Annotated in this window: 18 protein-coding genes; 12 read left to right on the forward strand and 6 right to left on the reverse strand. The window is 52.5% G+C overall.

Annotated features, from left to right (window positions below):
• Positions 1-131 precede the first annotated feature (131 nt).
• The 5 genes from infA to trxB all read right to left on the reverse strand — a co-directional run bounded on the left by infA (position 132) and on the right by trxB (position 5,836).
• On the reverse strand, positions 132-350 hold the full coding sequence (gene infA, locus ETV65_RS08595) for a translation initiation factor IF-1 (protein ID WP_002211347.1): 219 nt from the start codon (positions 348-350) through the stop codon (positions 132-134).
• Positions 351-443: 93 nt separating this feature from the next.
• Positions 444-1,178, reverse strand: a complete 735-nt coding sequence (gene aat, locus ETV65_RS08600; protein ID WP_129952472.1) for a leucyl/phenylalanyl-tRNA--protein transferase — start codon at positions 1,176-1,178, stop codon at positions 444-446.
• A 50-nt stretch (positions 1,179-1,228) separates the two neighbouring features.
• Positions 1,229-2,950: a cysteine/glutathione ABC transporter ATP-binding protein/permease CydC gene (gene cydC, locus ETV65_RS08605; protein ID WP_129952473.1), complete on the reverse strand. Its 1,722-nt coding sequence runs from the start codon at positions 2,948-2,950 to the stop codon at positions 1,229-1,231.
• 2 nt (positions 2,951-2,952) lie between these two features.
• Complete coding sequence (gene cydD, locus ETV65_RS08610; protein ID WP_129952474.1) at positions 2,953-4,719, reverse strand: cysteine/glutathione ABC transporter permease/ATP-binding protein CydD; 1,767 nt, start codon at positions 4,717-4,719, stop codon at positions 2,953-2,955.
• Between the two features lie 148 nt (positions 4,720-4,867).
• Positions 4,868-5,836, reverse strand: coding sequence for a thioredoxin-disulfide reductase (trxB, locus tag ETV65_RS08615; protein ID WP_120161190.1), 969 nt, complete (start codon positions 5,834-5,836; stop codon positions 4,868-4,870).
• A gap of 733 nt (positions 5,837-6,569) precedes the next feature.
• On the opposite strand from trxB, the gene lrp reads away from it, so the two are divergent.
• The 12 genes from lrp to ETV65_RS08675 all read left to right on the forward strand — a co-directional run bounded on the left by lrp (position 6,570) and on the right by ETV65_RS08675 (position 23,415).
• Complete coding sequence (gene lrp / locus ETV65_RS08620; protein WP_013574775.1) at positions 6,570-7,064, forward strand: leucine-responsive transcriptional regulator Lrp; 495 nt, start codon at positions 6,570-6,572, stop codon at positions 7,062-7,064.
• A 120-nt stretch (positions 7,065-7,184) separates the two neighbouring features.
• Positions 7,185-10,661: a DNA translocase FtsK 4TM domain-containing protein gene (locus ETV65_RS08625; RefSeq protein ID WP_129952475.1), complete on the forward strand. Its 3,477-nt coding sequence runs from the start codon at positions 7,185-7,187 to the stop codon at positions 10,659-10,661.
• A 196-nt stretch (positions 10,662-10,857) separates the two neighbouring features.
• A complete protein-coding gene (lolA, locus tag ETV65_RS08630; RefSeq protein ID WP_129952476.1) occupies positions 10,858-11,469 on the forward strand; it encodes an outer membrane lipoprotein chaperone LolA in 612 nt (203 codons plus the stop codon).
• A 7-nt stretch (positions 11,470-11,476) separates the two neighbouring features.
• On the forward strand, positions 11,477-12,820 hold the full coding sequence (locus ETV65_RS08635; RefSeq protein WP_129952477.1) for a replication-associated recombination protein A: 1,344 nt from the start codon (positions 11,477-11,479) through the stop codon (positions 12,818-12,820).
• A gap of 107 nt (positions 12,821-12,927) precedes the next feature.
• Positions 12,928-14,220, forward strand: coding sequence for a serine--tRNA ligase (gene serS, locus ETV65_RS08640; RefSeq protein WP_015696611.1), 1,293 nt, complete (start codon positions 12,928-12,930; stop codon positions 14,218-14,220).
• A gap of 199 nt (positions 14,221-14,419) precedes the next feature.
• Positions 14,420-16,867: a selenate/tellurate reductase subunit YnfE gene (gene ynfE, locus ETV65_RS08645; RefSeq protein ID WP_129952478.1), complete on the forward strand. Its 2,448-nt coding sequence runs from the start codon at positions 14,420-14,422 to the stop codon at positions 16,865-16,867.
• A gap of 82 nt (positions 16,868-16,949) precedes the next feature.
• Positions 16,950-19,397: a dimethylsulfoxide reductase subunit A gene (gene dmsA / locus ETV65_RS08650; RefSeq protein WP_129952479.1), complete on the forward strand. Its 2,448-nt coding sequence runs from the start codon at positions 16,950-16,952 to the stop codon at positions 19,395-19,397.
• Positions 19,398-19,408: 11 nt separating this feature from the next.
• Positions 19,409-20,026 (forward strand): DMSO/selenate family reductase complex B subunit, encoded by a 618-nt coding sequence (locus tag ETV65_RS08655; RefSeq protein ID WP_129952480.1) that lies wholly within the window; start codon positions 19,409-19,411, stop codon positions 20,024-20,026.
• Position 20,027: 1 nt separating this feature from the next.
• Complete coding sequence (locus ETV65_RS08660; protein WP_129952481.1) at positions 20,028-20,885, forward strand: dimethyl sulfoxide reductase anchor subunit family protein; 858 nt, start codon at positions 20,028-20,030, stop codon at positions 20,883-20,885.
• Between the two features lie 70 nt (positions 20,886-20,955).
• Entirely contained in the window at positions 20,956-21,564 is a 609-nt protein-coding gene (gene dmsD, locus ETV65_RS08665; RefSeq protein WP_129952482.1) for a Tat proofreading chaperone DmsD, read from the forward strand.
• Complete coding sequence (napF, locus tag ETV65_RS08670; protein ID WP_129952483.1) at positions 21,564-22,136, forward strand: ferredoxin-type protein NapF; 573 nt, start codon at positions 21,564-21,566, stop codon at positions 22,134-22,136. The genes dmsD and napF overlap by 1 nt, the downstream gene beginning before the upstream one ends.
• A gap of 133 nt (positions 22,137-22,269) precedes the next feature.
• The gene (locus ETV65_RS08675) at positions 22,270-23,415 is read left to right on the forward strand and encodes an MFS transporter (protein WP_129952484.1); all 1,146 of its coding nucleotides are present in this window, start codon (positions 22,270-22,272) and stop codon (positions 23,413-23,415) included.
• Positions 23,416-23,617: 202 nt separating this feature from the next.
• Here the strand turns inward: ETV65_RS08675 and pflA are convergent, their stop codons facing one another.
• A complete protein-coding gene (gene pflA / locus ETV65_RS08680; protein WP_015689580.1) occupies positions 23,618-24,358 on the reverse strand; it encodes a pyruvate formate lyase 1-activating protein in 741 nt (246 codons plus the stop codon).
• Positions 24,359-24,495: the final 137 nt, after the last annotated feature.

The following is a 24,495-nucleotide window of genomic DNA, read 5'->3' on the forward strand; positions in this document are numbered from 1 at the left end:
AGGGATTTCAGAAAGGATAATGGAACAAAATGCCGGATTGCGGATACCACAAAACGCCCTTGCAACAGCAGGAAGGGCGAAGAGGGTATCCTCAGGTATCGCCGGAAAATCAGCGATGAGTGAGCCGCTTATTAACGGCTACGGAAGACAATGCGGCCTTTGCTCAGGTCGTACGGGGTCAGCTCTACAGTGACTTTGTCGCCCGTCAGGATGCGGATGTAGTTCTTACGCATTTTACCGGAGATGTGAGCGGTAACTACGTGTCCGTTTTCTAATTCTACGCGGAACATAGTGTTTGGCAGCGTATCAAGTACGGTGCCTTGCATTTCAATGTTGTCTTCTTTGGCCATCGAATCCTCTAGGTCTAACTACCATAGTTTTTAACCGGCAAGATAATGCCGAAAAACCCACATTATGTAAAGAAGTATGGTCCATGACCGCACCTATTCCCTATCCTTCGGGAACACCGGCAGGTCTTCATCATGTGGGGATAAGTCTTGTGGCAACCAGCAATCCGGCGCTAACGCATGTTGTGAAAGTTCGGATAACTGCTGCAAAAATTGGCGGCGGGGGATCTCTCTCGCACCCAGCGACGCAGTGTGAGGGTTGAGCACCTGACAGTCAATCAGTTCTCCACCATTGCGGGAAAAATGTTGGCAAAAAAGCATAAGCGCGCATTTGGAGGCATTTTCCCGGCGGCTGAACATCGACTCGCCGCAAAATAATTTGCCAACAGAAACGCCATATAAACCGCCAACCAGCTCATCACCTTCCCAGACTTCTACCGAGTGCGCGCGCCCGGCTTCATGCAATTCCTGATACCCGCGCTGTACCAGCGGCCCGATCCAGGTGCCATCTTCACGCTGCATGGCGCAGGCATGAATCACCCGCTCAAACTGCTGATTGAGGGTGAAACGGAACGGCATCTTGCGCATAAAACGTTTCAGGCTGCGGCTGGCATGGCGTTCTCCGGGAACCAAAATCGCGCGCGGGTCAGGCGACCACCAGAGGATCATCTCTCCGGGCTCGAACCAGGGAAAAATGCCATGCTGATAAGCGGAAAGCAGACGGGGGGCGGTGAGATCGCCTCCGATAGCCAGCAGGCCATTCGGCTCCTGCAATGCAGTTTCAGGCGCCGGGAAATTCACTGAATTGGCCTCAAGCTTAACTAACCGCATAGATCTCCTTATCCGGCGGACAGGTCCGCCGTAAACCATAAACAACCACCTCAGGCGCGGGCGAGGAACCTGGCATAACGACTTTGTGCCGCGGCTAACGTCTGGTGATCACCTTGTTCAACAATCTGCCCCTCTTCCATGACGCATATCCTGTCGAGGGCTTCCAGACCGTGCAAACGGTGCGTCACTAAGAGTAGCGTCTTATTCTGACAATGTTTATGCAGCAGAGCCAAAATATGCTGTTCTGTTTCTGCATCCAGCCCTTCCGTCGGTTCATCCAGCAACCAGAGGGGTGCATTATGCAATAACGCACGGGCCAGTCCGATCCGGCGCTGTTCGCCGCCGGAAAGCTGACGTCCGCCTTCACCGAGCCAGGCATTCAGACCTTCGTTTTCTAAAAGTTTATGTAAATCAACCTGTCTCAACGCTTCTGCAATTTGTTCATCGGTGCTTTGCGGTGCCGCCAGGCGCAGGTTTTCACGCAGCGTGTTATTAAATACATGCGCACGCTGGCTGACCACCGTAATCATTGTGCGCAGCGTGGCTTCGTCGTAGCCCTCAATGGCATGACCGTTGATTTCCAGTGACCCGCTGCTGATATCCCAGCCGCGTGTCAGCAATTGCAGCAGGGTGGATTTACCACAACCGGTCTGGCCGAGCAGGGCGATATGCTCACCGGCGCGGATATCCAGCGTAATATTTTGGAGAACCGGCAAAGGCTGGCCAGGATAAGTGAAATTCACCTTTTTCAGCGACAGGCTGATCTGTTCACCAGCCAGCGGGCCTTGTGACGGGAAGGTCACATCGGCGGGTTGATCAATGATCTGGCTGACGCGCTGGGCGGAGGCGATGACCTGCCCAAGATGCTGGAATGCGGCGGCTACAGGTCCCAGCGCTTCGAATGCTGCCAGCGGGGTGAAGACAAACAGTGCAATCAGCGCGCCCGGTTGCGGAAATTCACTGATGCCTCCTGCCGCCAGCCACAGCATCAGTGTGACAGTCAGACCGGCCGCCGCAATCACCATAGCCTGCGATAAACCGGTAAGTTTTGCCTGCTGTTGCTGGCGCAACATCCATCGCTGTTCGATATCATTGAGTTGCTGGCGGAAACGTGGCTGAGCGCCGAAAACCACCAGTTCAGACTGCCCCTGTAACCACGAAGCCAGTTGCATCCGGTAGTCACTGCGCAGCGCCGTCAGTTCGCGGCCTGCGGGTTTTCCTGCACGATAGAAAATCACCGGCAGGATCAGCATCAGCACCAGCATAATCCCACCCAGCGTCAGCGCCAGCTTCAGGTCAAGGAAACTCAGGCCCGCTGTCACAAGGATGATGACAACCAGTGCACTTACCAGCGGAGATATTACCCGAAGGTATAAGTGATCAAGCGTATCGACGTCTGCAACCAGGCGGTTGAGCAGATCTGCCTGACGGAAGCGCGCAATGCCACCTGGCGACAGCGGCATTATTTTTGTGAAAGTGAACACCCGCAAATGCGCCAGCACGCGGAAGGTCGCGTCGTGACTGACCAGACGTTCGGCGTAGCGACCTGCGGTACGAAATATGGCGGCACCCCGAACACCGGCGGCGGGAAGCATGTAGTTGAAGCTGTATAAACCGGCGATACCGGCCACCGCAGAGGCCGCCAGGAACCAGCCGGAAAGCGTCAGCAGGCCGATGCTCGCCAGTAAGGTGACGATAGCCAGAATGACGCCCAGTGACAAACGGAACCCGTGGCGGCGGTACAGGGCGAGATAAGGCAGAAGAGTTTTCATGATTACAGCTCCTTATTCCGCCGGGAAAGCAGACGGGCGAATAAACCGTTCTGAGCCACCAGTTGCGCGAAGGTGCCGCGCTCAGCGATCAGGCCTTTATCCATCACCCAGATTTCATCGTAGTCACGCGTATCTTCCAGTTGATGTGTGACCAGCAGGGAGGTTTGTGCTTTTGACGCGTCGTTCAGCGCATTCATCACACGCTTTTCGCTGTGCGCGTCAAGACTGGCCGTGGGTTCATCGAGCAGCAGCAAACGGCACGGACAGAGCAGGGCGCGGGCAACGGCGACACGCTGAGCCTGGCCGATGGATAACCGCGCCGCGCTGTCGCCCAGTTCGGTTTCCAGCCCCTGTGGTAAGAGCGGCAGGAATTCGTTCACATAGGCACGGTCGATGGCGGACTGAAGCTGCTCGTGGCTGACATCCGGCTGACTGAGGAGGATATTGGCGCGCAGGGTAAGTTCCGGCAGGTGCGGATTCTGGCCGACCCAGCTTAGCTGTTTACGCCATTCTTCTTTACGTAATGATTGCAATTCAATGCCGCTGACGGTAACGGAACCCTGATAGGGCAGGAAGCCCAGCAAGGCGTTGAGCAACGAACTTTTACCTGCACCGCTCAGGCCGACGATCGCGATACGCTGCCCGGTCTGAACATTAAATGTTAACGGGCCGGCCAGCGTTTTACCTTGCGGCGACTGAATAATAACGTCGCGGGCTTCCAGTGACACTGCCTGTCCGGCTGGCCAGTGTTGCTCGCCGTCCCCCATATCAGCACTTTCTGCGCTGAGGAAGGTGACGAGACTTTCGGCAGCCCCCACCGCCTGCGCTTTGGCGTGATAAAACGCGCCCAGATCACGCAGAGGCTGGAAAAATTCAGGGGCGAGTATCAGCACCAGGAAACCGGCGAACAGGGTAACAGGGGTACCGTAGCTGCCGAAATTGAGCTCACCGAGATAGGAGAAACCGAAGTAAACCGCGACAACTGCGATGGAAATAGACGCGAAGAATTCCAGCACTGCGGAGGATAAAAAGGCCAGGCGCAGGACGTCCATCGTGCGGGCACGAAAGTTTTCAGTTGAACGTTTGATCTGATCGATTTCCGCTGTGCCGCGATGGAAAAGACGAAGCGTATCGAGGCCGCGCAGGCTGTCTAAAAAATTCCCGCTCAGACGTGCCAGCGCCACAAAGTTACGTCGGTTCGCCTCCGCTGCACCCATCCCGACCAGTGCCATAAACAGCGGAATAAGCGGGGCGGTCACCAGCAGTATCAGCCCGGCAGCCCAGTTAACCGGGAAGACGCTGACCAAAATAAGCAGAGGGATGATACCTGCCAGGGCAATCTGCGGCAGGTAGCGGGAATAGTAATCCTGCATATCTTCGATTTGCTCAAGAATGATGCTGGCCCAGCTGCCCGCCGGTTTTCCATGGATCCAGGCAGGACCGAGTTTTTCCAGACGGTCGAGTACCCGCTTGCGCATTTCCTGACGTATCACCCGTCCGCAAATAAAACCCACCTGTTCACGCAGCCAGGTGACGACAGCGCGCAGAACAAACGTCAGCGCCATTAACAGGAAACTTTGCAGCAAGGCATCTCGCGGGGTGTGCTCAATGATCAGGCTGTGCAGTAATCCGGCCATCAGCCACGCCTGCGCGAGGATCAGCAAACCGGAAAGTAAACCCAGCATCATAGACAGACGTATCCAGCCTTTGGCGCGTGAGCTTTGTTGTTTTAACCAGCGGATAAGTTCTTGTTGTCGTGTTTTATTCATCAGGCATCAGTCTGTGCAGCAATCCGGATGGGAGGGCGCTCATGTTACATGCTTGGCTCAACACTGAAAACAATAAGGCGGCAATTAAGCCGCCTTATTCGTTACTCTTTGTGTGGACTCTTCGTCCGATAACTCGCCGCAGGCGTAATTATAAATCTGGTGCCTGGGATAAACCGTCCAGATAGCGTTCTGCATCCAGTGCGGCCATACAACCGGTTCCGGCGGAAGTGATCGCCTGGCGATAGATGTGGTCCATCACGTCACCCGCGGCGAAGACGCCCGGAATGCTGGTCTGGGTGGCATTGCCATGCGAGCCGGACTGCACTTTGATGTAGCCATCTTTCAGTTCCAGCTGGCCTTCAAAAATACCGGTATTCGGGCTGTGGCCGATAGCGATGAACACGCCTGCCACATCCACTTGCGATTTCTCGTCAGTGCGTACATCAAGCAGGCTCGCGCCCGTTACACCCATCTGATCGCCAACCACTTCATTGAGGGTCTTGTGGGTATGCAGAACGATATTACCGCTGGCCACTTTGTCATTGAGGCGGTCTACCAGAATTTTTTCTGCACGGAAGCTGTCACGACGGTGAATCAGATGCACTTCAGAGGCAATGTTTGCCAGATAAAGGGCTTCTTCGACAGCGGTATTGCCGCCGCCGACAACCGCGACTTTCTGGTTGCGGTAGAAAAACCCGTCACAGGTTGCACAGGCTGAGACGCCGCGACCTTTGAACGCTTCTTCGGAAGGCAGGCCGATATAACGTGCCGAAGCGCCGGTAGCGATAATCAGCGCGTCACAGGTGTATTCGCCACTGTCACCGGTCAGACGGAACGGACGATTCTGCAAATCGACTTTATTGATGTGGTCGAAAATGATCTCAGTATTAAATTTGGTGGCATGCTCGTGCATACGTTCCATTAAGCCCGGACCGGTCAGACCTTCCGGATCACCCGGCCAGTTTTCCACTTCGGTGGTGGTAGTCAACTGCCCACCTTTTTCCACCCCGGTAATTAATACCGGATTGAGGTTTGCACGCGCGGCATAAACCGCTGCGGTATAACCCGCCGGACCGGAGCCCAAAATCAATAATTTACTGTGTTTAACCGTACTCATGCGTAATTCATCTCCGCGATGGCGACAAGCGATAAACCGATTGTAGGGAAAACGGCGCAGTAAAAAAAGCAAACTCAGATGTTGTTAACGATTTGTCTGATAGTTTTTATTGTGCAACCCGCGTAAAAAGAGTTTCGTCAATATCGATGAAGCAGGTAACTGTTTGATGGATAGGATGAAAAACAACCATTCTGACGACCATATGTGATGAACGTTGCTCATCAAAACGTGTTAATTCGGGCATAATTCAGGACGCTTTGTAGGGATTTTGCAGAAATAACGCGTGAGATGCGTTGTTATTGTTCAAAGAGAAAAGATAGCTAAAAAGGGGGTGCCAGCTTTTCAATCTGGCACGTTCTTCTGATTTTGCTTCTTTTACTTTGACAATCCGCTGTGCATTTGCGAAAACATCAGGGGAAGGAGAAATTAACTGCCTGTCTGTGACTTGAATTTATGCCATTGGCTGCTACCGGACCTGTTCCGGTCTTGTTTTTTGGCTTTTCGGTTGCAGCAGGGATGAGTGAATCAGGTTGTTTGTTGACAACCTATTAATTTCGCAGGGTTATTTCTTTTGAGTATCCGCTTTACGGCCGTGTTCCTTTTGACAGGGGATCAACGCGGCTTTTGGATGCGTAAACCTTAATCATCGGGTCTTCGCTTGGGACAACCCTTAGACATTGAAGTTGGCTGGGGTATGGCAGGTGCAGGGAAGGACAGCAGAGAGACAATAATAATGGTAGACAATAAAAAGCGTCCGGGAAAAGATCTCGACCGTATTGACCGTAACATCCTCAATGAATTGCAGAAGGATGGCCGGATTTCAAACGTCGAGCTTTCCAAACGTGTGGGATTATCTCCAACTCCATGTCTGGAGCGCGTTCGTCGTCTGGAACGTCAGGGCTTCATCAATGGTTATACTGCATTGCTCAACCCGCATTATCTGGATGCCTCGTTGCTGGTATTTGTTGAAATTACCCTCAATCGCGGCGCGCCGGATGTGTTTGAGCAGTTCAATGCGGCAGTGCAAAAACTCGAAGATATTCAGGAGTGTCATCTGGTTTCAGGGGATTTCGACTATTTGTTGAAAACCCGCGTACCTGATATGTCTGCTTACCGTAAGCTCTTAGGTGAGACTTTACTTCGTCTGCCTGGTGTTAACGACACCCGCACCTACGTGGTGATGGAAGAAGTGAAGCAGACAAATCGCCTGGTCATTAAGACCCGGTAATTGTTCTGGTGCAAAACCTTGTCATTTTAGCTACACTCCTGTGTATCTATACAGCTATGGCGCCGGGGAGTCTCGGCGCTGTTGCTTTTTCTCAGTTCACAGGAACCTGGAGAGCCTTTCTTGAGCCAGGAATATACAGAAGATAAAGAAGTTACCCTAAAAAAACTGAGCAATGGCCGCCGTCTGCTGGAGGCTTTGCTGGTTGTGGTGGCGATTTTTGCTGCTTATTTAATGGCAGCATTGGTGAGTTTTAACCCCTCTGATCCCAGTTGGTCTCAGACCGCCTGGCATGGGCCAATTCATAACTGGGGTGGAGGTGTAGGTGCATGGATGGCCGACACGCTGTTCTTCATCTTTGGCGTATTTGGCTACGCGATACCCCCTATTATTCTGTGTCTCTGTTGGGCGGCTTTCCGTCAGCGGGATAGACAGGATTTCGTCGATTATTTTGCCCTTTCGCTGCGCCTTATTGGCACGCTGGCGCTCATTGTCACGTCTTGTGGTCTTGCGGCCGTCAATATTGATGACCTGTATTACTTCGCTTCCGGCGGTGTAATCGGCAGTTTGCTCAGTACCGCGATGACCCCGTACTTCAATAACGTGGGGGCGACCCTGGTTCTGCTGTGCGTCTGGGCTGCCGGTCTGACTTTATTTACCGGCTGGTCCTGGCTGACCATCGCTGAAAAGATCGGCGGCGCAGTGCTGGGCGTGACGAATATCGTGACCAACCGCTCCCGTCGCGATGAAGATTATGATTACGACGAGCATGACGATCCGCTACTGGAAGACGACGCAAAACCTGTCGCTAAAGTTGCGCCTGCCGTCGCTGCGGCAAGCGTTGTCACAGCATCGGCAGTTGCTGCTGAAGCCGATGAAGATGATGTGCTGTTTTCTGCACCTTCCGTGAATGAGCCTGCTGCTCAGGTGTCTTCGGTAGCCAGCCCAGCGGAAGCTGAACCTGCAGCGGTTGTGAGCCCGGCACCGGCAGCCGATCCTTATGCCGCTGAACCGCCGGTTGCTAATATTGCACCGCCGCCGGCACCGGCTGCAGCTACTCCGCCGTTATACAATTTCGAGATCCCGGAAGAAACACCGGTACCGCGCCATCCGCAACCCGTTCAGCAATCCCCTTCACCCGCGCCCGTTGAGCGCAGAGAGGACGATGGGCCGAGCCTGGGCAACTGGCAAACGGCAGTGGAACATTCCCGTTCTCCGTTTGATTTCAGTTCAGCGGTGCCTGATGCCGGTCAGGCAGCCAGCGTGGCGGCCACCGCAGCACTGGCGACTGGTCTTGCGCAGGCAGGACAGTCAGCGGCATCTTCTGTGGGTAACACCTTTATGCCGGCTTTCAGTGCGGTGAGCGATGAAAATCCGCAGGTGAAAAAAGGCTTTGGCCCTGAGTTACCACGTCCTAATCCGGTGCGTATACCTACGCGCCGTGAGCTGGCCTCATATGGCATTAAACTTCCTTCCCAGCGTATGGCAGAGCAGCAGGAACAGGCGCAGTCAGCGACGACGCAACGGGATGCCGAACAAAGCGTATGGCATAACGACTCTCTGGCGCAGGCTGACGAGGAAGCCATGCAGGAAGCAGCATTGCAGCAAGCCTTTGCGGCTCAGCAGCAAGCGCGTTATGGCGATGCAGAGCCTGCTGATGAACCGGATGCCGCCGCCTTGCAGGAGGCCGAATTACGCAATGCGTTTGCGGCGCGTGAGCAGGCCCGTTATGAGCAGGATGTCGAACCGCAAAGTGGTGTGCTTCAGCATCATCATTCACAAAGTCACCAGGCTGTATCACCCGCTGTTGCAGCGGATGATTTTGCCGCTGCGGCCATGAAGCTCAGCCAGCATGATGCCTTCAGTTTCTCGCCAATGGCTGATCTGATTGACGATACGCCTTCTGAGCCGCTGTTTACCTTGCCGGCACAAGCGGAAGAAGAACCGCAACCTGCTTTTGCGCAGCAACCTTATCAGCGCGCTGCGGCCTCTGAGCCCGTGCAGCATGCCCAGGAATATGAGGCTCCTCGTCAGTCTGCGCCATCGGTACAGCCGGATATGGACAGTTTGATCCACCCGTTCCTGATGCGTAATGAGCAGCCGCTGATTAAACCGACCACGCCGCTCCCATCGCTGGATTTGCTCACTTCGCCTCCGGCTGAAGCGGAGCCGGTGGATGAGTTCGCGCTGGAACAGATGGGCAATCTGATCGAAGCACGCCTGAATGATTACCGGATTAAAGCCGATGTCGTCGGGAAATTACCCGGGCCGGTGATCACCCGTTTTGAACTGGATCTGGCACCGGGTGTTAAAGCCGCACGTATTTCCAACCTTTCGCGTGACCTTGCCCGCTCATTGTCAGCAGTCGCGGTGCGTGTTGTGGAAGTGATCCCAGGCAAACCGTATGTCGGCCTGGAGTTACCCAATAAAAAGCGCCAGACCGTCTATCTGCGTGAAGTGCTGGACTGTGCGAAATTTAAAGAAAGTACATCACCCCTGACGATTGTCCTGGGTAAAGATATTTCCGGTGAACCTGTTATCGCCGATCTGGCGAAAATGCCTCACTTGCTGGTTGCCGGTACGACCGGTTCCGGTAAGTCCGTCGGCGTTAATGCCATGATCCTGAGTATGTTGTACAAGTCCAAACCGGAAGATGTGCGCTTCATCATGATCGATCCGAAAATGCTCGAATTGTCAGTGTATGAAGGTATTCCGCATCTGCTGACCGAAGTCGTGACCGATATGAAAGATGCCGCCAATGCGCTGCGCTGGTGTGTCGGTGAAATGGAGCGTCGCTATAAACTGATGTCGGCGCTGGGTGTGCGTAACCTTGCCGGTTACAACGAGCGGGTACTGGAAGCGGAAGCAATGGGGCGTCCGATTCCTGATCCATTCTGGAAGCCCGGCGACGGAATGGCTGCGGAGCCGCCGTATCTGCAGAAAGAACCGTTTATCGTGGTGATGGTCGATGAGTTTGCCGACCTGATGATGACCGTCGGTAAAAAAGTGGAAGAGCTGATTGCGCGTCTTGCTCAGAAAGCCCGTGCGGCAGGTATTCACCTGGTTCTGGCGACGCAACGTCCTTCCGTTGACGTCATTACCGGTCTGATTAAAGCCAATATTCCGACCCGTATTGCTTTTACGGTGTCGAGTAAAATTGACTCTCGCACTATCCTGGATCAGGGCGGCGCAGAATCCCTGTTGGGGATGGGTGATATGCTGTATATGGCACCCAACTCCTCGATTCCGGTTCGTGTTCACGGGGCTTTTGTCCGTGACCAGGAAGTGCACGCGGTCGTGCAGGACTGGAAGGCGCGCGGTCGTCCAAAATACATCGAAAGCATTGTTTCCGGTGGCGATGATGGTGAAGGGGGCGGTTTAGGTCTGGACGGTGATGAAGAGCTTGATGCTCTGTTTGATCAGGCTGTTGCATTCGTTGTCGATAAACGTCGTGCGTCAATTTCCGGCGTTCAGCGTCAGTTCCGTATCGGTTATAACCGTGCGGCGCGAATTGTTGAGCAAATGGAAGCGCAGGGCATTGTCAGTACGCCGGGCCATAACGGTAACCGTGAAGTCCTGGCACCGCCGTCACACGAATAAAACTGTACCGATCTGCCTGTATTTTGTTAAGAAGGGTCGCGAATGCGACCCTTGTGCAAAGAAGCGTAAAACAACGTTTTTTCAGATGATTGAGCTACCTTCTGGGCGTCGCCTCGGATAGAGTTCGCACCATACGTCTTTTGCCTGTGTAAAAGGCATCGTCTGAAGTTTATGGATTTCTGAGGTAAGAATAAGAATGAAAAAATTGTTAATGGTAGGGTGTTTACTGACCGCATTTACCTCCGCTTCCGTATTAGCGGATGCCAGCAGTGACCTTAAATCCCGTCTGGGTAAACTTAATACTTTCCATGCCAGTTTTACACAGACGGTCACCAGCGATGATGGTGCAGCTGTTCAGCAGGGTGAAGGTCAGTTGTGGGTGAAACGTCCAAACCTGTTTAACTGGCATATGACCACGCCAGATGAAAGCATTTTAGTTTCCGATGGTAAAACCCTGTGGTTCTACAACCCGTTCGTTGAGCAGGTCACGGCGACCTGGCTGAAAAATGCCACAGGCAACACGCCGTTTATGCTGATCACGCGTAATGACAGCAGTGACTGGGCAAAATACAACGTGAAGCAGAAAGGCGATGATTTCGAATTAACGCCGAAAACGGCGACCGGTAATCTGAAACAATTCGCGATCAACGTGACCCCTTCAGGCACTATCAAAAGCTTCACTGCCGTTGAGCAGGACGGGCAGAAAAGTGCTTATACATTGAAAGGCGAGCAAAATGCGTCTGTTGATGATGCCAAGTTTAAATTTACTCCGCCGCAGGGTGTGACGGTGGACGACCAGCGTCAGTGAGGTTAGTTTGAGTAATCTGTCACTCGATTTTTCCCAAAACGAATTCCAGCCACTGGCCGCCAGGATGCGGCCAGTTACCCTTGCAGAATATATCGGACAGCAGCATCTGTTAGCGCCAGGCAAACCTTTGCCACGGGCGATTGAAGCAGGGCAATTGCATTCTATGATTCTATGGGGTCCGCCGGGCACCGGGAAAACAACGCTGGCAGAACTGATTGGCCGCTATGCAGACGCCGACGTCGAACGGATATCGGCGGTGACCTCCGGCGTCAAAGATATTCGTGAAGCGATTGAACGTGCCCGGCAGAATCGCGATGCCGGACGCCGTACCATTTTGTTTGTTGACGAAGTTCATCGCTTTAACAAAAGTCAGCAGGATGCATTCCTGCCGCACATTGAAGATGGCACCATCACGTTTATTGGTGCGACCACCGAAAACCCCTCTTTCGAACTCAATTCCGCATTGCTGTCTCGTGCCCGTGTGTATTTGCTGAAATCACTGACCTCTGAAGATATCGAGAAAGTGATTGATCAGGCATTGACGAATGCGGAGCGCGGTTACGCCAACGAGAAAATCCGCGTCCCGCCGGAAACCCGTCGTATGCTTTCGGAGCTGGTGAATGGCGATGCACGCCGTGCGCTGAACAGCATTGAAATGATGGCCGATATGGCGGAAATCGACGCCAAAGGTTACCGGACACTTACGCCGGAATTGCTTACTGAGATTGCCGGTGAACGCAGTGCGCGCTTTGATAATAAAGGCGATCGTTTTTACGATTTAATCTCTGCTTTGCATAAATCAGTACGGGGTTCTTCGCCTGATGCGGCGCTTTACTGGTACGCCCGCATCATCACTGCCGGTGGTGACCCGTTGTACGTGGCGCGACGTTTGCTGGCGATTGCGTCAGAAGATGTGGGTAATGCGGATCCGCGTGGCATGCAGGTGGCTCTCGCTGCCTGGGATTGTTTTACTCGTGTGGGTCCGGCTGAAGGTGAGCGTGCAATTGCGCAGGCTATCGTATATCTGGCCTGTGCTCCGAAAAGTAATGCGGTTTATACGGCGTTCAAATCAGCCATGCGTGATGCCCGGGAAATGGCAGATTTCGATGTACCGGAACACTTACGTAATGCACCGACGAAGCTGATGAAAGAAATGGGGCTGGGTGCCGAGTATCGTTATGCGCACGACGAACCGAATGCCTATGCTGCGGGCGAAGATTATTTCCCGCCTCAAATGGCCCGTACGCAGTATTATTACCCGACATCACGCGGCCTTGAAGGCAAGATCGGCGAAAAGCTGGCATGGCTTGCCGAACAAGATCAAAATAGCCCGACAAAACGCTACCGCTAATTTTATCGTTGCGGTAAGGTTATCCGTGATAACTCTTTGACACGCTGTCGTTTCAGTCAGTGTGCATCGTCAAATTAACATTCAATAACGACACGTACAGGATTAGCATGCTGGATCCCAATCTGCTGCGTAATGAGCTAGACGCAGTTGCAGAAAAACTCGCTCGCAGAGGTTTTAAACTCGATGTGGAAACGCTGCGTTCTCAGGAAGAACGCCGCAAAGTCTTGCAGGTAGAAACGGAAACTCTACAGGCTGAACGTAACTCCCGATCGAAATCTATCGGTCAGGCAAAAGCCCGTGGCGAAGACATCGAACCCCTGCGTCTGGAAGTGAATACGCTGGGTGAGAAGCTGGATGCCGCGAAAGCGGAACTGGATGCATTGCAAAATGATATCCGCGATATCGCTTCTGCTATTCCAAACATGCCTGATGACTCTGTGCCCGCCGGTAAAGATGAGAACGATAACCAGGAAGTCAGCCGCTGGGGTACGCCGCGTCAGTATGATTTCGCCGTGCGTGATCACGTATCGTTGGGCGAAATGGCAGGCGGTCTGGATTTTGCCGCGGCCGTAAAACTGACGGGTGCGCGTTTTGTGGTGATGAAAGGGCAAATCGCCCGTATGCATCGCGCGCTGTCGCAGTTCATGCTGGACTTGCACACAGAACAACATGGTTATCTGGAAACGTATGTTCCGTATCTGGTCAATCAGGAAACGCTTTTTGGTACCGGTCAGCTGCCAAAATTTGGCGAAGATCTGTTCCATACCAAACCACTGAGTGAAGAAGCGGGCAGCAGCAATTATGCGCTGATCCCAACGGCAGAAGTGCCGCTGACTAACCTGACTCGTGATGAAATTCTTGAAGAAGAATCTCTGCCACTGAAGATGACGGCGCATACCCCTTGTTTCCGTTCAGAAGCCGGCTCTTATGGCCGTGATACCCGCGGGTTGATCCGTATGCACCAGTTCGACAAAGTTGAAATGGTGCAAATTGTGCGTCCTGAAGATTCAATGGATGCACTGGAAGAACTGACCGGTCATGCGGAAAAAGTGCTACAGCTGCTGAATTTGCCATACCGCAAAGTTCTCCTGTGTACCGGCGATATGGGCTTTGGCTCTTGCAAAACCTACGACCTGGAAGTTTGGCTGCCAGCGCAGGACACTTATCGTGAAATTTCCTCATGTTCAAACATGGGCGATTTCCAGGCCCGCCGTATGCAGGCGCGTTGCCGCAACAAAACTGACAAAAAACCACGTCTGGTTCATACACTGAACGGTTCTGGTCTGGCTGTGGGGCGTACACTGGTTGCGGTGTTGGAAAACTATCAACAAGCTGATGGCCGTATTGAAGTGCCGGAAGTATTACGTCCATACATGGGCGGTTTAGAATATATCGGTTAAGCCCGTGATATATGCATTAATATAGCGAAAAAGCGCCTAAGGGCGCTTTTTTTATGCATAAAAACGTGCGCTACGCTAAGAAATCCTCATTTCACCTGATCCAACCCCGGCTTTTTTGATAGCAGACAAGGTTTCATACCTCCTGCTGAGTAGTATCCATGCAGTCAGAGTGGGTATTGCCTCGTTACCGGAGTGGAATATGTCAGAAACCAAATCAGAAATTACCACGGTAAAGAGTGGTATCAGCCGGCGGAGGTTGATGAAGACATCAACACTGGCCGGGCTGGTCATTGCTGCGGGTGGCGTATCGTTGCCTTTTAGCCGTAAAGCACTGGCGCAAGCGACAGAGAAGCCAAAGCATGAAGATAAAGTGGTGTGGGGCGCCTGCTCGGTCAATTGTGGCAGCCGCTGTGCACTACGTTTGCACGTGCGCGATGATGAAGTTTACCAGGTTGAAACGGATAATACCGGGCAGGATATTTATGGCGATCATCAGGTACGCGCCTGCCTGCGCGGGCGTTCTATCCGTCGCAGGATAAACCATCCTGAGCGTCTGAATTACCCAATGAAGCGCGTCGGTAAGCGCGGTGAAGGTAAGTTCAAACGCATCAGCTGGGAAGAAGCCTTTGATGAAATTGCCGGTAATTTGCAGCGTATTGTTGCGAAATATGGCAATGAAGCCGTGTATATCAATTATACCTCCGGCGTGGTAGGCGGCAACATTACCCGTTCTTCTCCTTACGCCTCGCTGGTGGCGCGTCTGATGAATTGCTATGGTGGTTTTCTCAGTCATTACGGCACCTACAGTACCGCGCAAATCGCCTGCGCTATGCCATATACCTATGGTAGCAACGACGGCAACAGTACGTCAGATATTGAAAACAGTAAACTGGTCGTCCTTTTCGGTAATAATCCGGCGGAAACGCGCATGAGCGGCGGCGGGATTACGTACTATCTCGAACAGGCGCGCCAGCGTTCCAATGCCCGGATGATCGTGATCGACCCGCGTTATACCGATACCGCCGCAGGCCGGGAGGACGAATGGATCCCTATCCGGCCGGGAACGGATGCCGCACTGGTGGCAGGCCTTGCACATGTGCTGATCACTGAGGACAGGGTCGATCAAGACTTCCTTGATTCGTATTGCGTGGGCTACGACGAAAAAACCTTGCCTGCGGAGGCACCGGCTAACAGTCACTACAAAGCCTATATTCTCGGTCAGGGCGAAGATGCGACGGCGAAGACGCCTGAATGGGCATCCCGTATTACCGGCATTCCTGTGGATCGCATCGTTAAACTGGCCCGGGAAATCGGACAAGCCAAACCTGCTTATATTTCTCAGGGCTGGGGCCCGCAGCGTCAGGCCAATGGTGAACTGACGTCCCGGGCTATCGCTATGCTGCCGATTCTGACCGGCAATGTCGGTATCAATGGTGGTAACAGCGGGGCGCGTGAGTCAACCTATACCATTACTATCGAAAGAATGCCGGTGCTGGAAAATCCGGTGAAAACACAGATTTCCTGTTTTAGCTGGACCGATGCCATTGCGCGCGGACCTAAAATGACTGCCAAAGCAGATGGCGTGCGCGGTAAAGACAAGCTGGATGTGCCGATCAAATTCATCTGGAACTATGCCGGTAACACCATCACCAACCAGCATTCCGATATCAATAAAACCCACGATATTCTGCAGGATGACTCGCAGTGCGAAATGATCGTGGTACTGGAAAACTTCATGACGTCATCGGCGAAATACGCCGATATCCTGTTGCCGGATCTCATGACCGTCGAACAGGAAGACATTATTCCCAACGATTACGCCGGCAATATGGGATACCTGATTTTCATCCAGCCCGCGACCTCTGCCAAATTCGAGCGCAAAGGAATTTACGAGATGATGAGCGAAGTGGCGCGTCGTCTTGGTCCGGATGTTTACAACAAATTCACCGAAGGCCGCACCCAGCGGGAATGGTTGCAGTATCTGTACACCAAAATGCTGGCGAAAGACCCGGCGTTACCTGCGTATGAAGAATTGCGCGAAATGGGAATTTATAAACGTAAAGATCCGGCAGGGCATTTTGTGGCCTATAAAAAATTCCGTCAGGATCCTGTCGCTAATCCGCTGAAAACACCCTCAGGAAAGATCGAAATTTATTCCTCGGCACTGGCGAAAATTGCCAGCGAATGGGAGCTGCAAAAAGACGAAACAATCAGTCCGCTGCCGGTCTATGCCTCAACCTTTGAAGGTTGGGATGACCCGAAACGCAGCCAGTTCCCTCTACAGATGTTCGGTTTCCACTACAAAGCCCGCACCCATTCCACTTACGGCAATATCGACGTGCTGCAGGCGGCCTGCCGTCAGGAAGTGTGGATCAACCCGCTGGATGCCAAAACCCGTGGTATTGAGAACGGTGACAAAGTGAAAGTGTTTAATGACCGTGGCGAAGTGCGTGTGGCAGCCAAAGTTACGCCGCGGATCATGCCCGGCGTTGTTGCTATGGGGCAGGGCGCATGGCATCAGGCCAATATGAGTGGTGACCGTATTGACCATGGTGCCTGCATGAACACGCTGACGACCCAGCGCCCGTCCCCGCTGGCGAAAGGTAATCCTCAGCATACGAATTTGATTCAGATAGAAAAAGTCTAAAGAAGCCACGGCCCAGGAGCCAGGTTCAGTGACATGGTTGTTAAATTTTCGTCCTTAAGATAAGGGCGCAACGGAGTAAGCAATGTCGGATTCAAACAGCAAGAAAACGGGTTCAGGCGGAGGGATCAGCCGCCGTGATCTGGTTAAGGGAACTACGCTCGCCGGTATGGCAGCTGCCGTCGGGGGCATATCACTGCCATTTAAATCAATACGTGCTGAAACACGTCAGGATTCGGTTAAAACCGCAGATGAGAAAATTGTCTGGAGTGCATGCACCGTCAATTGTGAGAGCCGTTGCCCGCTGAGAATGCATGTTGTCGATGGGGTGATCCGTTATGTCGAAACGGATAACACGGGTGATGACAATTACGAAGGATTGCACCAGGTCAGGGCTTGTCTGCGCGGCCGCTCTATGCGGCGGCGGGTCTACAATCCTGATCGTCTCAAGTACCCAATGAAACGTGTAGGTAAGCGCGGCGAAGGTAAATTTAAGCGTATCAGCTGGGATGAAGCCTTAGACATGATTTCGGGTAGCCTGAAAGATGTTATTCAACGCTTTGGCAATGAAGCGGTTTATCTTAACTACGGTACCGGTACATTAGGCGGCACGATGACCCGTTCATGGCCACCGGGAAAAACGTTGATTGCCCGCCTCATGAACTGCTGCGGTGGTTATCTCAATCATTATGGTGATTATAGTTCTGCACAGATTGCTGCGGGTCTCAACTATACCTACGGTGGCTGGGCGGATGGTAACAGCCCGTCAGATATCGAAAACAGCAAGCTGGTGGTTTTCTTCGGTAATAACCCTGGTGAGACCCGTCTTAGCGGCGGAGGGGTGACGTACTATCTTGAGCAGGCGCGACTGAAATCTAATGCGCGCATGATCATTATTGATCCCCGTTATACCGACACTGGGGCCGGTCGTGAAGATGAATGGATACCGATTCGTCCGGGGACTGACGGCGCACTCGCCGCGGCGTTAGCGTATGTGATGATTACTGAAAATCTGGTCGATCAGCCGTTCCTGGACAAATATTGCGTTGGTTACGACGAGAAAACTTTGCCCGCAGGCGCACCCGCCAATGGGCATTACAAAGCGTACATTCTGGGCGGTAGCGAGGACGGTGTCGCCAAAACGCCTGCATGGGCGTCAAAAATCACCGGCATTGCTGTGGATAAAATTATCAAACTTGCCCGCGAAATAGGGCAGGCAAAACCAGCATTTATTGCGCAGGGCTGGGGGCCTCAACGCCACTCAAACGGCGAAATTGCAACCCGTGCGATTGCTATGTTAGCGCTCCTTTCAGGAAATGTGGGCATTAACGGCGGTAACTCAGGCGCAAATTCGGGTTCTTACAGTCTGCCATTTGTACGTATGCCGACGTTCGATAATCCGGTGACTACAAGCATTCCGTTTTTCCTTTGGACGGATGCGATCAAGCGTGGACCCGAACTGACGGCGGTGCGAGACGGTATTCGGGGTAAGGATAAGCTGGATGTTCCTATCAAGTTTATCTGGAATTATGCCGGTAATAGCTTGATCAATCAGCACTCTCAAATCAATCGCACTCATGACATTCTTCAGGATGATAAGCAGTGCGAGATGATTGTCGTCATAGATAACCATATGACCTCTTCGGCAAAATATGCCGATATCCTCCTGCCTGATTGTACGGCTTCCGAACAGATGGATTTCTGCCTGGATGCTGAGTGCGGCAACATGGCTTATGTAATTTTCGCCGACCAGGCTATTAAACCGCGCTTTGAATGCAAAACCATCTATGAGATGACTACAGAACTGGCTAAACGCATGGGGGTTGAACAGAAGTTTACTGAAGGGCGCAATCAGGAAGAATGGATGCGCCATTTGTATCAACAATCTGTGAAGGCTATTCCTGAACTTCCCGATTTTGACACTTTCCGCCAGCAGGGAATTTTCAAAAAGCGTGACCCGGAAGGACATCATGTTGCCTATAAGGCATTCCGTGAGGATCCTGAGGCTAATCCTCTGGAAACAGCTTCGGGAAAAATTGAGATCTATTCCGCCCCACTGGCTGAGATCGCCGCGAAATGGCAACTGGAAAAAGATGATGTCATTGATCCGTTGCCTGTTTATGCCGCCGGATTTGAAAATTACGATGACCCGATTGCGAGCCGCTTCCCGTTGCAACTGACAGGCTTCCATTTCAAAGGGCGTGCGCATTCCACCTACGGTAACGTCGACGTGCTTAAAGCGGCCTGCCGGCAGGAAATGTGGATCAACCCGATGGATGCTGCGCAGCGTGGCATCACCAACGGCGACATGATCCGTATTTTCAACGACCGTGGTGAAGTGCAGATCGCCGCCAAAGTGACCCCGCGCATGATGCCAGGCGTTGTGGCGCTCGGTGAAGGAGCGTGGTATTCCCCTGACAGCAAAAAAATTGACCGTGCGGGCAGCATCAACGTACTGACTTCTCAAAGACCTTCACCGCTGGCGAAAGGTAACCCCTCTCATACCAACCTTGTGCAAGTGGCTAAGGTTTAACGGAGTAAAACATGACAACTCAATATGGCTTTTATATTGACTCAAGCCGCTGCACAGGATGCAAAACCTGCGAACTGGCCTGTAAAGATTTCAAAAACTTAACGCCGGACGTCAGCTTCCGCCGCGTTTATGAATATGCCGGTGGCGACTGGCAGAAGGACGGCGACGGCTGGCATCAGAATGTCTTTGCGTATTATCTGTCGATTTCCTGCAACCACTGTGCGGATCCTGCCTGTACCAAAGTGTGTCCGAGTGGCGCGATGCATAAGCGTGAAGATGGGTTTGTGGTGGTGAACGAAGACGTTTGCATCGGTTGCCGTTACTGTCACATGGCATGTCCCTACGGTGCGCCACAGTACAACGAAGCCAAAGGTCACATGACCAAATGCGACGGCTGCTATGAGCGCATTGCGGAAGGCAAGAAACCGATTTGTGTGGAGTCCTGCCCGCTGCGTGCGCTGGATATGGCGCCAATTGAAGAACTGCGTGCGAAATACGGTGATCTGGCTGAAGTGGCCCCCTTGCCGGCTTCACATTTCACTCACCCAAATATCGTCATCAAACCCAATGCGAATTGCCGTCCTGTAGGCGATACAACGGGTTATCTGGCTAACCCGAAGGAGGTTTGAGATGGGAAACGGATGGCATGAATGGCCTTTAATGGTCTTTACGGTCCTGGGGCAATGTGTGGTTGGTGCGTTTATCGTGCTGGCTATTGCGCTTCTCACTCAACGCAGTAAAGAAGAGACCCGTCGGATACATCTTTCAATGTTCTTCCTGTGGGCGCTGATGGCGATCGCTTTTATCGCTTCGGTTCTGCATCTGGGGTCACCCCTGCGTGCATTTAACTCGCTGAACCGGCTGGGTGCGTCGCCGCTGAGCAATGAAATCGGTAGCGGATCATTCTTCTTTGCCTTAGGCGGGATTTACTGGCTGCTGGCGATGCTCAACAAGATGCCGCGCGCACTGGGTAAAATCTGGTTGATCGTCACCATGCTGGCGGGTATCGGTTTTGTTTACGCGATGTGCCGCGTTTATGAAATTGAGACCGTGCCGACCTGGGATAATGCGTATACCTTCTTCCATTTCGGGCTGACGGTGCTGATCGGTGGTCCGGTTCTGGGTTCTCTGCTGCTTCGTGGTGCGAATATCAATGGTTGCGGGCTGCGCCTGTTGCCGGTTATCAGTCTTGCTGCGCTGGTCGTGAGTATGGCAGTTGTCATGCTGCAAAGCGCAAGTCTGGCAGGCATCAGCAGTTCTGTTCAGGCTGCTTCTGCCCTGATCCCGCAATACGGTTCGCTGTCAGTCTGGCGGCTGGTGCTGGTAATTCTCGGTCTCGGCTGTTGGTTCTGCCCGCTGATTATGCGCAAGCGTCCGGCACTGGCATCAATGATTCTGGCGTTCGTGCTGGTATTTGCCGGTGAGCTGATTGGTCGCGCCATTTTCTATGGTTTGCATATGACCGTGGGAATGGCCGTCAGCGGCTAATGATCAGTAGTCCGATTTATCAGAGAACGCGTCGCTTGTGGTGGCGTGTTCTCTCTAATCAGAGTGAATTATGTCAGCAGAATCAATCAGTTTAACCGGTAAAATTTTAGGCGCCGTCTTATTTTATCCGCCAGATTCCCGAGAAGTTCAGCCTTTAATTGCATTACTGGAAAACAGCGAATGGGCACCCTTGTGGCACTGTGCCAGTGAAGATGCCAAAGCGCAGGTCACTGAATATTTCAGCCAGATTGATCTGGCGAAGGAAAGTCTCGGGGACGCCTATCAGCGCCTGTTTGTAGGCCCTTACGCGCTCCCTGCGCCGCCGTGGGGCTCGGTCTATCTGGACAAAGAATCCGTCGTGTTTGGCGATTCCACACTGGTGCTTCGGCAGTGGATGCGCGAAAACGGCATCGAACCGCACCTGACCCAGGCAGAACCAGAGGATCACATTGGTTTGCTATTGATGATGTCTGCCTGGCTGGCTGAAAACTCTCCGGCATTGTTGAATGAATTTTTAACAATGCATTTGCTGCCTTGGGCAGGTCGTTATCTGGAATTGTTGCGGCAGAAAGCCGAACATCCGTTTTACGTGGGTGTGGCCATACTGGCTGAATCCACGCTCTGTGGCTGGAAACAGCTGCAGGGTCTGGAAGTAAAAGCCGCGGATTTGTATTTCTGATGAGCGATCCACGTGATGCTGGCTTTTACCGGGCCTGGATGAGCAGCAGAACTGTCAGCCGCCGTGGATTATTTCGCGGCCTGCTGTCAACGGGTAAGCAGGCCATTAAACAAGCACAACCCCCTTCAGCAAAGTTGCCGGTGCGCACAGTTGCCCGTCCGCCTCAGGCCGTTGCCGAACCGGCGTTTCTGCAGCAATGTGATGGATGCGGGCACTGCGTACAGGCATGTCCGGTCGGCATTATAAGCGTTCAGGAAAGGGTGGCCTCGCTGGCTATCGATTATGCCGAATGTGATTTTTGCGGGGCCTGCACGCAGGCTTGCGAAAGCGGCGCGCTGGATGAACGTGTCCCGATGGATATCGGTCTGCGTCCGGTAATTTCGGCTCAGTGCCTGGGGCGGTTAGATGATATGTGCAGGATGTGCGAAATTGCGTGTCCCCGCACGGCAATATTTTTTAATCAACAAAATCAACCTGTGGTTGATGACAAGAAATGTAACGGGTGTGGTAAATGTAAACTCGTTTGTTATCATGGTGATATTGCATTGTCATTAAAGCATCATGATTCTTAATCCCGGGACTTGATTAACGATTTCAATCATCACTCTTCCGTTTGTGCTCAGGCTGGTTTTTGCCGGATTGACTTTTAAACCGCCGGTGGCATGATGCGCGCAATTTCTTCCTCTTTGTGGTCATCACCATCCTATGTCCGCCTATTCCCGTCCTGTTTCTCTGCTCCTGTGCGGACTCCTGCTGTTGACGATTTCTATCGCTGTTTTAAACACGCTGGTCCCCTTGTGGCTCAGTCATGAGCAACTTCCGACCTGGCAGGTCGGGCTGGTTAGTTCATCTTATTTTACCGGTAACCTGTTGGGTACTTTGCTCGCGGGCGGGCTGATTAAACGTATGGGTTTTAACCGCAGTTATTACCTCTCCTGCATTTTGTTTGCTGTTGCGACGGCTGGTCTGGCGCTCTCAATGAGTTTCTGGAGCTGGATAACGGCGCGTTTTGTTGCAGGGATCGGTTGTGCGTTGATCTGGGTTGTGGTGGAAAGTGCGTTGCTACGCAGCGGAACTGTCAAAAATCGCGGCCAGTTGCTGGCGGCGTATATGATCATGTATTACATCGGCACAGTGGTTGGGCAGCTCCTGGTGGGCACAGTGCCCACAGCAATTTTAAGCGTGTTGCCTTGGGTGACGGCGCTGATTGTCATTGCGATGCTGCCGTTGCTGTTGACGCATATTGAAAACCAGGACAGTGAGCAACCGCGTTATGCCGTAATGCCGATGTTCAGACGCAGAAATGCCCGCCTGGGAATTAACGGTTGTATTATTTCCGGCATCGTTCTGGGCTCTCTCTACGGCCTGATGCCGCTGTTCCTGACGCATCAGGGAATGAGTGATGCGGATGTGGGTTACTGGATGGCATTGCTGGTCAGTGCCGGAATTGTCGGGCAGTGGCCGGTGGGACGACTGGCCGATCGCTACGGACGCCTTATGGTACTGCGTATTCAAATCTTCGCCGTTATTTTCGGTAGCATTGCGATGCTCAGTGGTTATGCGATGGCACCGACGCTATTCATTCTGGGATGTGCTGGTTTTACGTTGTATCCGGTTGCCATGTCCTGGGCTTGTGAAAAAGTAAATGCAGAGGAACTGGTGGCGATGAATCAGGCATTACTGATGAGCTACACCATCGGCAGCCTGGCAGGACCAACGATGACTGCGATACTGATGCAAAGTTATTCAGACCGCCTGCTGTTCGTGATGATTGCGGTGGTCTCGCTGGTCTATCTGGCGATGCTGATGCGCAAAGCGGATCATACGCATAACCCGGTTGCTGCCGCCTGATACCCTTCATACTTGAAGCTACAACTGCATTAGCTACGCTCCGGGACCCGAATCACTGACTTATGTCAACTCATCGGGATCTCGTCACTCGTCGCCTTGTTGCAACTCCAATTATTTTGGGTATGGTTTCATTGAGAATCTTAGTCTCATAAAGCGAAAAAGACGCCAGATGGCGTCTTTTTAATGGGCAGGATATCGGTGTTTAATAAATCACTTTATGCCCGTAGCTGGCCAGAATGTTTTTCACTCTTTCCATGATCTCTTTGGTCGGCGGATTTACGCCATCCAGACCGTATTTCTCACCCATTGCCGTCCATTTGTGTTTACCCAACTCGTGATATGGCAACAGTTCAATCTTCTCGATATTGGTCATATCTTTGGTGAACTCACCCAGTTTATGCGCGGAGTCATCATCATCAGACCAGCCCGGCACGACGACATAACGGATCCAGGTTCGCTGATTACGTTTAGCCAGGTAGCGGGCGAAGTCCAGGGTGCGGTGATTGGAGACACCTACCAGATTCTGGTGAATATCGTCGTTCATCTGTTTTAGATCAAGCATGACAAGATCAGACACATCCAGTAATTCGTCGATCACCGGATCATAACGACGAACAAAACCGTTGGTATCCAGACAGGTATTAATCCCTTCTTTCTGGCAGGCGCGGAACCAGTCACGCACAAATTCAGCCTGCAGTATGGCCTCGCCACCGGAGGCTGTTACGCCGCCACCGGAAGCATTCATAAAATGACGATATGTGACGACTTCTTTCATCAAGTCATCGACATTGATCTCTTTCCCGCCATGTGTGTCCCAGGTATCGCGGTTATGGCAATACATGCAACGCATCAGGCAACCCTGGAAAAAAACAATGAAACGGATACCTGGGCCGTCAACGGTGCCACAGGATTCATATGAGTGGATGCGACCTTGAACTGACATTGCGGGTTATTCTCCATATTGACCAATGAATAGCAGTCTACGTGTGCGGATGCTGGCCTGGCAGAGATAAACTGGAAACAACAGGTTTATGATACCAGACAATCATTAAGGTTGATTGTCAGCAATGGCGATACTGC

The sequence above is a fragment of the Rahnella sp. RFA10(1/100) genome (genome assembly GCF_004195115.1).
GTDB lineage: Bacteria > Pseudomonadota > Gammaproteobacteria > Enterobacterales > Enterobacteriaceae > Rahnella > Rahnella perminowiae.

Bases quoted from the DNA above. Each gene is read 5' to 3' on its own strand.
- aat (WP_129952472.1), bottom strand. From the start codon at position 1,178: ATGCGGTTAGTTAAGCTTGAGGCCAATTCAGTGAATTTCCCGGCGCCT.
- dmsD (WP_129952482.1), top strand. From the start codon at position 20,956: ATGTCAGCAGAATCAATCAGTTTAACCGGTAAAATTTTAGGCGCCGTC.
- trxB (WP_120161190.1), bottom strand. From the start codon at position 5,836: ATGAGTACGGTTAAACACAGTAAATTATTGATTTTGGGCTCCGGTCCG.
- lrp (WP_013574775.1), top strand. From the start codon at position 6,570: ATGGTAGACAATAAAAAGCGTCCGGGAAAAGATCTCGACCGTATTGAC.
- ynfE (WP_129952478.1), top strand. From the start codon at position 14,420: ATGTCAGAAACCAAATCAGAAATTACCACGGTAAAGAGTGGTATCAGC.
- lolA (WP_129952476.1), top strand. From the start codon at position 10,858: ATGAAAAAATTGTTAATGGTAGGGTGTTTACTGACCGCATTTACCTCC.
- ETV65_RS08655 (WP_129952480.1), top strand. From the start codon at position 19,409: ATGACAACTCAATATGGCTTTTATATTGACTCAAGCCGCTGCACAGGA.
- infA (WP_002211347.1), bottom strand. From the start codon at position 350: ATGGCCAAAGAAGACAACATTGAAATGCAAGGCACCGTACTTGATACG.
- dmsA (WP_129952479.1), top strand. From the start codon at position 16,950: ATGTCGGATTCAAACAGCAAGAAAACGGGTTCAGGCGGAGGGATCAGC.
- napF (WP_129952483.1), top strand. From the start codon at position 21,564: ATGAGCGATCCACGTGATGCTGGCTTTTACCGGGCCTGGATGAGCAGC.
- ETV65_RS08675 (WP_129952484.1), top strand. From the start codon at position 22,270: ATGTCCGCCTATTCCCGTCCTGTTTCTCTGCTCCTGTGCGGACTCCTG.
- serS (WP_015696611.1), top strand. From the start codon at position 12,928: ATGCTGGATCCCAATCTGCTGCGTAATGAGCTAGACGCAGTTGCAGAA.
- ETV65_RS08660 (WP_129952481.1), top strand. From the start codon at position 20,028: ATGGGAAACGGATGGCATGAATGGCCTTTAATGGTCTTTACGGTCCTG.
- pflA (WP_015689580.1), bottom strand. From the start codon at position 24,358: ATGTCAGTTCAAGGTCGCATCCACTCATATGAATCCTGTGGCACCGTT.
- cydC (WP_129952473.1), bottom strand. From the start codon at position 2,950: ATGAAAACTCTTCTGCCTTATCTCGCCCTGTACCGCCGCCACGGGTTC.
- cydD (WP_129952474.1), bottom strand. From the start codon at position 4,719: ATGAATAAAACACGACAACAAGAACTTATCCGCTGGTTAAAACAACAA.